This is a genomic window from Actinomadura bangladeshensis (assembly GCF_004348335.1).
GTDB classification, from domain to species: Bacteria; Actinomycetota; Actinomycetes; order Streptosporangiales; family Streptosporangiaceae; genus Spirillospora; species Spirillospora bangladeshensis.
In genome coordinates this window covers 1-11858 of record NZ_SMJW01000239.1, presented here as the reverse complement: position 1 = coordinate 11858, position 11858 = coordinate 1, and the positions used below count along the sequence as shown (strand labels likewise).

Below are 11858 nucleotides of genomic sequence, written 5' to 3'. Positions count from 1 at the left end.
CCGGATGATCTGCTGCAGCCGGCGCCCCTCGTCCTGGGTCAACCGCCGTGCTCTGACTGGCTCTGCCACCAGCCCGCCCCTCTCTCGATAACGACCTGTCGTCATCGAGGGTGGAGCCGATCAACCTCCCCGTCCCAGCCCCTGGCCGGCGTGTCACCCAACCCGGTGGACGTTTGTGGTCACCGCACTAGGCGCTGAGACCTTCCTTGGCGGACGTGTTCTACCTTCCCGCCCCCGTGGAGCCGGACGACGAGAATCGACGGCACGTCCCATTTGGGTCGCCGAAGCAGTGCTTCGCCATCGCCTCGCCCTTTGACGTGGTGCTTGGTGCCGAGTCCGGGAGGCGCCACTTTGAACGGCGCCGGCCGCTTACCGGGCCGGGGCGCGGTCTTCGCGGGTGCGGGACGCGGGCGAGCGGGCGCGGGCGCCGGCCGGACGCCCGTCGCGATCGGCGGCAGCCCCTCGGTGAGCCGGATCGCGTCGGCCGCGCACACGTCGATGTCGCGGTGCGCGCCGCCCGGCGGCGCCCAGGCGATGCGCTGCGCGGACGGGCCGTGGCGCGGGTCGAAGAAGCAGAGGGGACGGCCCGACAGGACGGCGTTGACGCGCGCGAGCGTGCTGCGTCCCTCGTCGAGCGTGCGCAGGACGTCGGCGGCGTCCGCGCGGTCGCGGTCGCCGAGGAAGTTGCGTTTGGCCTGGTCGTAGGCGTCCAGGGCGCGGGCGTAGTCGGCCATCAGGTCGGGGTCGGCGCCGTGCTCGTCCGGGTCGAGCGGCAGCCGGGCGAGTTCCTCGCCGAACGCGGTGATCTCGGCTTCGATCTGCGCCAGTTCGTCCTCGCGCCGCCGCTTGAAGATCCCGAACACCAGCCCACCCCCTGTGACCGGGCAAAAGGGTATCGGCATGATCGTTCGCCCCACGATTCCTTACAGACTTCCATCATGTGATGAGAAAGTGTAATGTCCGATGGTATGACGTCCTATCTGATCGAGCCGTTCGACCGGCTGCCGTTCGGTGACGCGGAGAAGGCGCGCCGGTACGCGACCGAGCGCTACCGGGGCGCGGTGGGCCGCAACTGGTACGACTGCGACCCCACGCTGCGGTTCCTCATGCGGCGGCACCTCGGGGACGGGTTCGGCTGGGCCGAGCCGCGGCTGAAGGAGATGGGCGCCCTGATGGGCGGGCCGATCGCCGAGCGCGCCGAGGAGACCGATCGCAACCCGCCGCGGCTGGAGAAGTACGACCGGTGGGGACGCGACGTCAGCGAGGTCGTCATGCCGCCGTCCTTCGAGGCGGCCCGGCGGGATCTCGTCGCGACGTCGTTCACGCGGCCCGACTTCGTCGCGGAGGCGAAGGCCAACGGGGTCGACGCCGCGCCGCTGGGCGTGGCCTGGAGCTACCTGCTCGACCAGGCCGACATCGGCATGGCGTGCGCGCTCGGCACCGGCGGCGACATGGTCGTGCGGCTGACGGAGATGTTCGCTCCGGAGGACGTCAAGGAGCGGGTGCGGGAGCTGTTCGCGGCCGGGGAGATGTCCGGCGAGGCCGCACAGATGCTGACGGAACGGTCGGGCGGGTCGGATCTCGGCGCGCTGGAGTCGACCGCGTCCAAGGACGGCGACGCCTGGCGGCTCAACGGGCTCAAGTGGTTCGCGTCCAACGCCAACGGGTCGGCGTTCGTGGTGCTGGCCAAGTCCGAAGGCGCCGCCGACGGGGTGCGGGGGATCGCGCCGTTCCTCGTCCTGAAGGAGCGGCGGGACGGGGCGCGCAACGGCGTCCGGATCCGGCGGCTCAAGGACAAGCTCGGCACGAAGTCGGTCGCGTCGGCGGAGATCGAGTTCACCGACGCGGAGGCGTTCCTGCTGGCCCCGTCCTCGAGCGCCGGCCAGGGCGGGGACGGCAAGGGCCTCGCCCGCATGATGGAACTGACGAACGGGGCGCGCCTCGGCATCTCGATGATGGGCCTCGGGTGCGCGCGGCGGGCGCTGGTCGAGTCGCTGTGCTACGCGGGGGCGCGGGAGGCGTTCGGCGCCGCGCTCATCGAGCAGCCGCTCATGCGGCGCAAGCTCGCCGAGCTGATCGTGGAGACCGAGGCGGCCCAGGCGCTCGTGTTCGACGGATACCTCGGACGGCCGCGCCTCCGCATCGGCGCCGCGCTGATCAAGCTGCGGGCGTCCCGGCTGGGCGTGACGGCGGCGAGCGACGCGATCGAGATCCACGGCGGCAACGGATACATCGAGCAGTGGCCGGTGGCGCGCATCCTGCGGGACGCCCAGGTCAACCCCATCTGGGAGGGCGGCGACAACATCCTGTGCCTGGACGTCCGCCGCGCCATCGAGCGGCAGGACGCGCACGAGCCGTTCCTCGAACGGCTGACCCAGGCCGTCCAGCAGGCGCCGGGCGGGGACGACGCGACCGCCGACCTGGTCAACGACCGCATCGGGCATCTCCGGCAGGCCATAGAAACGTGGCGCGGCCTCGACCGGACTGTGGCCGAGGCGCGGCTCTTCCCCCTCGCCCAGTACATGGCGGACGTGTATGCGGCGGCGCTGCTGCTGGAGCAGGCCGGCTGGGAGCGCACCGACTCAGGGGCCGACCGCAAGGCGCTCGTCGCCCGCCTCTACGCCCGGACGCACCTCGCCGACACCGGCCCGCTCCGCGCGATCGACACCCCGCCCGAAGACCTGGACCGCTTCAAGGACCTCGCCGACGGCGCCTTCCAGATACGTTGACCTGCGGCGTGTTGTTGTTATGAGCGCGTCGAAAACAACAACACGCCGCAGGTCAACGCGGTGGCGGCTCGGTCGTCGGGGATTGGGAGGACGTGTGGCGGTGCGCGTTGAGCGGGACGGGGGCGTCACGACGGTGATCATGTCGCGGCCCGAGAGCCGGAACGCCGTGGACGGGACGACGGCGCGCGAGCTGGCCGGCGCGTTCCGCGCGTTCGACGCGGACGACGGCGCGAGCGTCGCCGTCCTGTGGGGCGAGGGCGGGACGTTCTGCGCCGGCGCCGACCTCAAGTCGATCGGCACCGAGCGCAGCCCGCGCGTCGATCCGCCACCGGCGGACGGCCCGCTCGGCTGCACGCGGATGCGGCTGTCCAAGCCGGTGATCGCGGCCGTCGCCGGCCACGCGGTCGCCGGCGGGATGGAGCTGGCCCTCTGGTGCGACCTCCGGGTCGTGGAGGAGGACGCGACATTCGGGATCTTCTGCCGCCGCTGGGGCGTCCCGCTGGTGGACGGCGGCACGTTCCGGCTGCCCAGGCTGATCGGCGCGAGCCGCGCGATGGACCTCATCCTCACCGGGCGTCCCGTCGGCGCGAGGGAGGCGTTCGAAATCGGCCTCGCGAACCGGCTCGTCCCGGCGGGCACGGCGCGGGAGGCCGCCGAGGCGCTCGCGGCGGAGCTGGCCGGGTTCCCGCAGACCTGCCTGCGCAACGACCGCAGGTCCGCGCTGGACGCGGAGGGACGTCCCGAGGACGAGGCGATCGCCATCGAGTACCGGCACGGGATCGGGTCGCTCGCCGACGCCGTCGAGGGCGCCGCCCGGTTCGCGGACGGCCGCGGCCGGCACGGCGACTTCACCGACCTCTAGCGGCCCCGGCCGGACGGTGCCCGGCGAGCGCCGTCCGGCCCGGCAGCGTTGACCGAACCGGATTCGGGCCCGTAGGTTCCTGGGTGGCGGCAGTCACGATCAAGGAGCGGAGCGATGACGCTGACCGTGCAGCGGGCGGGCCTCGACCTGGCCGACCCGAAGGCCTACGCGGACGACCGGCGGTTCCATGAGTCGCTCGCGCTGCTGCGCCGCGAGTCGCCGGTGCACTGGGTGGACGCCCCCGGCTACACCCCGTTCTGGGCGATCACCAAGAACGAGGACGTCCTGGAGATCGAGCGCAACCACCAGATCTTCCGCAACGCGCCGCGCCCGCTGCTCGGCACCGCCGAGTTCGACGAGCTGAACCGGCAGCGGGCCGAGCAGGGCATCGCGCTGCGCACGCTGATCCACATGGACGACCCCGACCACCGGGTCATCCGGGCGATCGGCGCGGACTGGTTCCGGCCGCGCGCCATGCGGGCCCTGGAACCGCGCATCAAGGAACTGGCGAAACGCTACGTCGACCGGATGGTGGACCTCGGCGGCGAATGCGACTTCGCGCGGGAGGTCGCCGTCCATTTCCCGCTGTACGTCATCCTGTCGCTGCTCGGCCTTCCGGAGAGCGACTTCGGCCGCATGCTGAAGCTGACGCAGGAGCTTTTCGGCGGCGATGACGACGAGTTCCAGCGCGGCGCGACGAACGAGGAGAAACTGCAGGTCCTGCTCGACTTCTTCGCCTATTTCCAGGAGCTGACGGAGGCGCGCCGCACGAACCCGACGGACGACCTCGCGTCCGCCATCGCGAACGCGCGGGTCGACGGCGAGCCGCTGAACGACTTCGACACCGCGTCCTACTACGTCATCGTCGCGACGGCCGGTCACGACACCACGAGTGCGACGATCTCCGGTGGCCTGCGGGCGCTCATCGAGCACCCTGACCAGCTCGGACGGCTCCGCGACAAGCCCGAGCTGATGCCGTTCGCGGTGGACGAGATGATCCGCTGGGTGACGCCCGTCAAGGAGTTCATGCGGACCGCGACCCGGGATTACGAACTGCGCGGCGTGACGATTCGCGAGGGCGACGCCGTCCTGCTCTCCTACCCGTCCGCGAACCGGGACGAGGACGTTTTCGACGACCCCTTCCGGTTCGACGTCGGCCGCGACCCGAACAAGCACCTCGCGTTCGGTTTCGGCGTCCACTACTGCCTCGGCGCGGCGCTCGCCCGCATGGAGATCCGCGCGTTCTTCGAGGAGCTCCTGCCGCGCCTGCGCTCCATCGAGATCGCCGGGACGCCGGAAGGGATCGCGACCACGTTCGTCGGCGGCCTGAAGCGCCTTCCGATCCGCTACTCCCTCGCCTAAGGAATTCCTGGTGCAGATCAACGCCGCGGTGCTGCGCGCCGCAGACGCCCCCTACACGATCGAGTCCCTCGACCTGGCCGACCCCGGCTCCGGCGAGGTCCTCGTCAAGATCGCGGGCACCGGGATGTGCCACACCGACATGCTCGGCCGCGTGCCGGGCGACCTGGTCGGCAAGCCCGTCGTGCTCGGCCACGAGGGGTCGGGCGTGGTCGAGGCGGTCGGCCCGGACGTCACCGGGATCACCGTCGGCGACCACGTGGTCATGTCGTTCGACTCGTGCGGGACGTGCGACAACTGCCGCGCCGCGAACCCCGGCGCGTGCCCGCAGATGATGGCGCTCAACATGCTCGCCATGCCGCTGGACGGGCGGCCGCGCGCGACCACCGGCGACGGCGAGGCCGTCCACACCCGCTGGTTCGGGCAGTCGTCGTTCGCGAGCCACGCGCTCGGAACCGTCCGCAACGTCGTGCCGGTGTCGCGCGACGTCCCGATCGAGCAGCTCGGACCGCTCGGCTGCGGCATCCAGACGGGCGCGGGCTCGGTGCTGATCTCCCTCGGCGTCCGCGCGGGCGACAGCATCGCGGTGTTCGGCGCGGGCGCGGTCGGGCTGGCCGCGGTGATGGCCGCGCGGGTCGCCGGCGCCACCACCATCGTCGCGGTCGACCTGCACGAGTCGCGGCTCGACCTGGCCCGCGAGCTGGGCGCCACCCACGTCCTGAACGGGGCGGACGACGACATCGCCGGGCAGATCCGGGCGCTCGCCGGCGGCGAGGGCGTGCAGTACTCGTTCGACACCACCGCCGTCCCCGCGGTCGTCGCGACGGCGGTCGCGTCGCTGCGCACCACCGGCGTCTGCGGCCTCGTCGGCGTCGGCGCCGCCGAGTACACCCTGGATGCGAACCTGCTGCTAATGGGCCGGACGGTGAAGGGCATTATCGAGGGCGACGCCGTCCCGCAGACGTTCATCCCGAAGCTGATCGAGCTGTGGCGGCAGGACCGGTTCCCGTTCGACCGCCTCATCACGACCTACCCGCTCGACCAGATCAACCAGGCCGAGCAGGACACGACGTCCGGCAAGGTCGTGAAGCCGGTTCTGATCCCGTAGCACGGCGGCCGGACGCGGTTCACTGGGACGGCGGCGGCGGCTCGCCGTCCGCTGCGCGGCGGCTCCGCCGGTAGTCGTCCCACGCGTCACGCCGGCCCCGCTCCAGCCGTTCGAGCAGCCGCGGATCCGAGACGGCCGATGGTTCGGGTGGCGGGGGTGGCACCGCCGACGTGACGAGGTCGTAGAAGAAGCGGCATGCCTCGTCCTCGCCGGTGAACCGGCGGATGACGACGTGCTCGCCGCGTTCGCGGTGCCCGACGGCCCAGCGGTCCCCCTCCCTGCGCAGGTAGAGGTAGTCGCTGGGCCGCCGGGAGGGCTCATGCACGCCCTCGATCTCGTACTCGCGGAGACCGGCGCGGGCCAGCGCCGCCGCGAGTTCGTAACGGTCCACCCCGTCAGTAGACCCGCTGCAGGTATCCGTTGTCCGCCAGCCACTTCACGCTGAGCGGATTGGGTGCGCCGGGGACGTAGGCGCCCGTGAGGACGTACTGCAGCCCGTGGCCCGGCTGCTGGAACGCAGGTTCGGCCGGTCCAGCGTCGACCGAGAACCTCTTGCTGACACGGTAGAGGTGGTAGTTGCACAGGTGCGACGGGTCGTCGGCGCGGGTGTTAAGGCTGTTCGGCGGCAGGGCGCGCGACCCGAAGGAGGCGCCGCCGGGGGAAAGGAATTTTCCTGATTCCCCGCCGAAACGGTCGATGAACTGACCGATGCGAAGCGCCACCTTGTACCGCGCCGGGCGGCTGTTGATGTCCTTGAGTTGGTGGACGAACCCGTCGTCCGGTGGGTACCGCCAGTCGGGCGTGGGCGTTTTGGCCTCGTCCCAGTACTGGTACAGGAATGTCGAAGGTGCCAGGCCGCCGTAGCGTTTGTAGCCGCGCAGCAGATATCCGAAGTAGCCGGTTCGCGGGAGATGCACGGGCCCCAGCCGCGGATCCCCGTTGACGTAGGGCGGCCCGCAGACGTGCGGGCGGGCGTGCAGCGCGGCCTTGGCGGCCGCTGCGGCGGCCTGCGCGGTCGCCAGCACCGCCTGGGGTCGTTGCGCCTGGCCAGAGCAGTCGGCGGCCTGCTCGATGATCTCCGCGGCGCTCCCCGCCGGCGGGCCGGCGCACGCCCCCGTGCGGGGCGGCTCACCGGTGGAAGGGGCGGCCTGCGCGGTTCCCGCCAGCAGGACGGTGAGGCCGAGCGTCGCCGCCGGGATGGCGCCGCGTCTGAAAAACCGCATTCGCACTCCTGATGTGCCTCGGGTGGTTCTCGCTTTGGCGGAGCGGACCAGCCGATATGCGAAGGGTGCGTCATCGGAAGACGCGGTCGAGGTCATGAAAATGCTTCGCCGGCGCGACGGCGGTCCGCTCGTCGATCCGACGGTTCCCGGCCGACGGCCAACCGAGCGGCCGATCATTCACAACGGCTGACCAAAAATGGCGGACAAAACAACGCGACATCTGGACAATCGCGAAATCCTGGCGTTTCAGGCGTCTCCCCGCGTTCCGGTGGACACGAGGCACTGCGGCGGCATGGACCCGGCGGCGGACGCGAGGCCGGACGGGCGGTCGCCGCCGTCCTAGACGACGCGGTGCAGGAGGTCCTCGTCTCGGGCGAGGCGGCGGCAGTTCTCCGCGGCGACCGCGAAGTACCGGTCCCAGGTCTCGCGGGTCAGCCAGGCGACGTGCGGCATGACGACGACGTTGTCCAAGGTCAGAAGCGGGTTGGACGCGTCCACCGGCTCCTTCTCGAAGACGTCGAGCCCGGCGCCGCCCAGCCGGCCCGACGTCAGCGCGTCCACCAGCGCCGCCTCGTCGATGACCGCGCCGCGCGCCGTGTTCACGACGACCGCGCCCTTCGGCAGCAGCGCGAGCCTCTCGGCGTCCAGCAGGTGGTGGGTCTCGTCGGTCAGCGGGATGTGCACCGACACGATGTCGCTCGCCCGCAGCAGATCGTCCAGCTCCCGCCAGGACGGATCGTCGCGCCGCGGCCGCCGCGACGTGTACAGGACGTTCGCGCCGACCGCCGCCAGCATGCCGCGCAGCAGGGTGGCGATCTCGCCGCCGCCGAGGAGCCCGACCGTCCGTCCGGCGATCTCCCCGCCGACCAGCCCCCGATCGGCGGGCCAGCCCTCGCCGCGCCGCGTCCGCGCGTCGAACGGGACGACCCGGCGCAGCGCCGCGAGCATCAGCAGCAGCGACGTCTCCGCGACGGCCTGCGCGTTCTGACCCGGCATGTTCGCGACCGCGATCCCGCGTTCCTTCGCCGCGTCCAGGTCGATCGTGTTGACCCCGGTGCCGAGCTTCTGGATCAGCCTCAGCTTCGGTGCCCGGTCCATGTCGGCGGCTGTGAGCGGACGCAGCACATGCCAGATGACCTCGGCGTCCGGCAGCAGCTCGGCGAACCGCGCGTCGTCCTGCTCGGAGCAGCTCACGATGTCGAGATCGGGCTCCTCGTGCTCCATGTCGTAGTGCAGCAGCACCCGCATGCCGTCCCTCTCCTCCGGTGACCCCCGGGTCGGCGCCCGGTCCTCCCCTCGGATTATCGTGCGGATCATGAGGACGAGTCCCGGGGACCCGCACCGGACGGCCTCGCCGCCGGCCGCCGCGACCGCGTCCGCCCGACCGGAGACGAGGTAACGCCATGTGGACGGACATCCCGATCATGCAGGCGCCGATGGCGGGCGGGCCGTCGACACCCGAACTGGCCGCCGCCGTGTCGGAGGCGGGCGGCCTCGGCTTCCTCGCCGCCGGATACAAGACGCCCGAAGCCATGCGCGCCGACATCGCCGCGACCCGGAAACTGACGTCCCGTCCGTTCGGGATGAACGTTTTCATGCCGTCGACGGACGAGATCGACCCCGCCGAGGTCGCCGCCTACCGCGACCGCCTCGCACCCGAAGCCGAACGCCTCGGCGTCTCGCCCGGCACCCCGGCCGCCCGCGACGACGCCTACGAGGCGAAGGTCGCCGACCTCCTCTCCGACCCGCCCGCCTTCGTGAGCTTCACGTTCGGGTGCCCGTCTTCGGACGTCATCGAGGCGTTCCAGTCCCGGAACGTGGTGGTGATCGTCACCGTGACGTCCGTGGACGAGGCCCGCCAGGCGTCCGCAGCCGATGCCCTCTGCCTGCAAGGATCCGAGGCGGGCGGGCATCGGGGGTCGTTCACGAACACGTCCGACGAACCGTTGCCGCTGCGGGTGCTGCTGCACTCGGTGCGCGCGATGACGTCCCAGCCGCTGATCGCCGCCGGCGGTCTGGCCTCGTCCGTCGACGTCGCCGAAGTGCTCGGCCTGGGCGCGGTCGCGGCTCAGTTGGGGACGGCCTTCGTCCGCTGCCCGGAGAGCGGTGCCAGCGCCATACACAAGGCCGCCTTGGCGGACCCGCGCTTCACCTCCACCGCACTGACCCGAGCCTTCAGCGGACGGCTCGCCCGTGGCCTGGTCAACCGCTTCCTCACCGAACACTCGCCGCACGCACCGGCCGCTTACCCGGACGTCCACTACGTGACATCGCCCCTACGCAAGGCGTCCGCCGCCCAGGGCGATCCGGAGGGTGTCAACCTGTGGGCGGGCGAATCCTTCCACCGGACGACCGAAAGCCCTGCCGCCGACCTGGTACGTGCCCTGACACCACGCTGATGCCCGAGTTGGCGATACTGATCGGCCTTCAGGCGTCCGGGAAGACGACGTTCTACCGCCGGCATCTGGCCGGACACGTCCACGTCAGCAAGGACCTCTTCCCGAGGGGCGCCCGGCGCAAGCAGGCACGCCAGCTGAGGCTCATATCCGAGGCCCTCGAACAAGACCGTGACGTGGCGGTCGACAACACGAATCCGTCCCCGGACGAATGGCAACCGCTCATCACCGTGGGCCGGCGTCACCACGCGCACATCATCGGCTATTGGTTCCCGCCGGACATCGCACTCTCGATGCGCCGCAACGCCGTCCGCCCACCCGAAACCCAGGTGCCGGACGTCGGCGTCTATGCCACCCTGAAACGCCTTCGCCGCCCACGCCCGTCGGACGGCTTCGACACGTTGTTCACAGTCGTCCCCACCCCCGACGGCGGTTTCGACATCAGAGAGATGACCGATGAAGGACCTTGAGTCGCGGATGCGCGCCCGCGAATGGTTCCACTCCCTGACCCTGCTCCCGGGTGCGTGGACGGTCGTCCGCGTGGACGGGCGTTCCTTCTCCCGCTTCACCGAGACCCGCTTCGACAAGCCCTTCGACCCGCATTTCTCGGCACTGATGGCGGACACCGCGAAGGCACTCCTCAGCGACCTGGGCGGCCGCTACGCCTACACCGAGAGCGACGAGATCTCCGTCGTGCTCGACCCGTCGTTCGACCTGTTCGGCCGCGAGGTGGAAAAGCTCGTCTCCATGTCGGCGAGTATCGCGACCGCCGCGTTCACCCACACAGCCGGCGAACCCGTCGCGTTCGACAGCCGCATCTGGATGGGCACGACCCTGGACGAGGTCGTCGACTACCTTTCGTGGCGCCAAGCCGACGCCGCCCGCTGCGCGCTGAACGGCTGGTGCTACTGGACGCTCCGCAACGAGGGCCGCTCCGCCCGGCAGGCGACTCGCGAACTCGAACGCACCTCGGTCTCGGCGAAGAACGAACTCCTTTACACGCGCGGAATCAATTTCAACGACGTCCCGGCATGGCAGCGCCGCGGCGTGGGGCTTTGGTGGGAGACCTACGAGAAGTCCGGCCACGACCCGATACGGGGCATCGAGGTGGCCACCACCCGGCGCCGTGTGCACGTCGATCGCGACCTCCCGATGAAGCGCGCCTATCGGGACTTCGTCCGGACGCTTCTGGAGGCGGACTAGAGCTCGTTTCCCCAGTCCCAGAGGGTTTGCAGAACAGGGCCGAGACGCCGGCCGTGCGGCGTGAGGGCGTATTGCGTACGGGGCGGCCATCCGGGTTGGCGGCGCCGCTCCAGCACTCCCCATTGGACGAGATGCGCCAGGCGGTCGGCCAGCACCTTGTCCGAAAGTGAGGGCAGCGCCTGCCGCAGCTCGGTGAACGATAGCTCTTCACGAAGCAGTTCCCGAATGACCAGCGTCATCCAGCGTCCGCGCAGAACGTCGAGCGTGATCTCCACCGGGCACGAGGGGGTCGGTTCCGTCACGGCGGCGCGCGGGTCGTCTGGCAGCCCCGGGTGGCCAACCGTTTGGTGAGTCACGAAAGCGCCTCCTAGCGTTGCCGCGTCCCCACCCTGTCTACCCGAAGGACACCCGATGCCGCGCTTCGCCGACCGTCCCGAGGACGTCCCGCACGTGTTCGCCGAACGCTTCAACTCCGGTGACCCGTCAGCGGTCGAGGAGATGTACGCGGAAGGAGCGGTCTTCGTCCCCACTCCCGGCACGCCTTTGACCGGCGGGGCCGCCCACGCCGCCAATGCCGAATTCATGTCGCTGGGCGTGCCGATCACCGTCGTCCCGCGCCACATCTACACGACAGACGACCTGTCGCTCCTCATCGTCGACTGGCTGATCGAAGGCAAGGACCGCGACGGCAACCCCGTCCACATCGAAGGCACCGCCACCGACGTAGCCCGCCGCTGCCCAGACGGCCACTGGCGCTACACAATCGACAACCCCTTCGGCACCGCGACGGCCCCCGCCTCCCTACCCCAAGCAGCGGCAACAGCCGCCCGGCGATGACCAGGACGTCGAACCGGTAGGTGTCAAGTCAAACGGGACCGGGGCCTGTGATCGTTAGGCGGCGTGTTTCTCCTGGTCAGCAGGGCTGGTCTGGTCGGTGGTGTCTTCGGCGGGTCGGTTGATCTGCGCGAGCGTGGGGAT

The 11858-nt window shown here is 70.8% G+C and carries 13 protein-coding genes; 8 read left to right on the top strand and 5 right to left on the bottom strand.

From position 1 onward, the window contains the following. Nucleotides 1-179 precede the first annotated feature (179 nt). Complete coding sequence (locus E1284_RS32280; protein ID WP_131943946.1) at nucleotides 180-863, bottom strand: ABC transporter C-terminal domain-containing protein; 684 nt, start codon at nucleotides 861-863, stop codon at nucleotides 180-182. Nucleotides 864-968: 105 nt separating this feature from the next. On the opposite strand from E1284_RS32280, the gene E1284_RS32275 reads away from it, so the two are divergent. The 4 genes from E1284_RS32275 (at nucleotide 969) to E1284_RS32260 (ending at nucleotide 6058) form a co-directional block, all read left to right on the top strand. After that, nucleotides 969-2729 carry an acyl-CoA dehydrogenase family protein gene (locus tag E1284_RS32275; protein WP_131943945.1) on the top strand — a complete coding sequence of 587 codons (1761 nt, stop codon included), beginning with the start codon at nucleotides 969-971 and terminating at the stop codon, nucleotides 2727-2729. A gap of 94 nt (nucleotides 2730-2823) precedes the next feature. After that, the gene (locus E1284_RS32270) at nucleotides 2824-3591 is read left to right on the top strand and encodes a crotonase/enoyl-CoA hydratase family protein (RefSeq protein ID WP_131943944.1); all 768 of its coding nucleotides are present in this window, start codon (nucleotides 2824-2826) and stop codon (nucleotides 3589-3591) included. A gap of 114 nt (nucleotides 3592-3705) precedes the next feature. After that, nucleotides 3706-4953, top strand: coding sequence for a cytochrome P450 (locus E1284_RS32265; RefSeq protein WP_131943943.1), 1248 nt, complete (start codon nucleotides 3706-3708; stop codon nucleotides 4951-4953). A 10-nt stretch (nucleotides 4954-4963) separates the two neighbouring features. Next, nucleotides 4964-6058 (top strand): NAD(P)-dependent alcohol dehydrogenase, encoded by a 1095-nt coding sequence (locus E1284_RS32260; protein WP_131943942.1) that lies wholly within the window; start codon nucleotides 4964-4966, stop codon nucleotides 6056-6058. Between the two features lie 19 nt (nucleotides 6059-6077). Here the strand turns inward: E1284_RS32260 and E1284_RS32255 are convergent, their stop codons facing one another. From E1284_RS32255 to E1284_RS32245, 3 genes are all read right to left on the bottom strand, one after another. Beyond that, entirely contained in the window at nucleotides 6078-6449 is a 372-nt protein-coding gene (locus E1284_RS32255) for a hypothetical protein (protein ID WP_131943941.1), read from the bottom strand. Nucleotides 6450-6453: 4 nt separating this feature from the next. After that, on the bottom strand, nucleotides 6454-7281 hold the full coding sequence (locus E1284_RS32250) for a TNT domain-containing protein (protein ID WP_131943940.1): 828 nt from the start codon (nucleotides 7279-7281) through the stop codon (nucleotides 6454-6456). Nucleotides 7282-7620: 339 nt separating this feature from the next. Continuing rightward, the gene (locus E1284_RS32245) at nucleotides 7621-8529 is read right to left on the bottom strand and encodes a 2-hydroxyacid dehydrogenase (protein ID WP_131943939.1); all 909 of its coding nucleotides are present in this window, start codon (nucleotides 8527-8529) and stop codon (nucleotides 7621-7623) included. A 155-nt stretch (nucleotides 8530-8684) separates the two neighbouring features. Between E1284_RS32245 and E1284_RS32240 the strand changes: the two genes are divergently transcribed. Genes E1284_RS32240 through E1284_RS32230 form a run of 3 tightly spaced genes read left to right on the top strand, consistent with a single transcriptional unit; the run spans nucleotide 8685 to nucleotide 10880 of the window. Further along, entirely contained in the window at nucleotides 8685-9680 is a 996-nt protein-coding gene (locus E1284_RS32240; RefSeq protein WP_131943938.1) for a nitronate monooxygenase, read from the top strand. After that, a complete protein-coding gene (locus tag E1284_RS32235; protein WP_131943937.1) occupies nucleotides 9680-10147 on the top strand; it encodes an ATP-binding protein in 468 nt (155 codons plus the stop codon). Before E1284_RS32240 ends, E1284_RS32235 begins: the two co-directional genes overlap by 1 nt. After that, entirely contained in the window at nucleotides 10134-10880 is a 747-nt protein-coding gene (locus tag E1284_RS32230) for a tRNA(His) guanylyltransferase Thg1 family protein (protein WP_131943936.1), read from the top strand. Before E1284_RS32235 ends, E1284_RS32230 begins: the two co-directional genes overlap by 14 nt. Here the strand turns inward: E1284_RS32230 and E1284_RS32225 are convergent. Beyond that, nucleotides 10877-11155, bottom strand: coding sequence for a winged helix-turn-helix transcriptional regulator (locus tag E1284_RS32225; protein WP_243714881.1), 279 nt, complete (start codon nucleotides 11153-11155; stop codon nucleotides 10877-10879). The two genes, E1284_RS32230 and E1284_RS32225, sit on opposite strands and share 4 nt — an antisense overlap. Before the next feature lie 136 nt (nucleotides 11156-11291). Between E1284_RS32225 and E1284_RS32220 the strand changes: the two genes are divergently transcribed. Continuing rightward, entirely contained in the window at nucleotides 11292-11717 is a 426-nt protein-coding gene (locus tag E1284_RS32220; RefSeq protein ID WP_131943934.1) for a YybH family protein, read from the top strand. Nucleotides 11718-11858 lie beyond the last annotated feature (141 nt).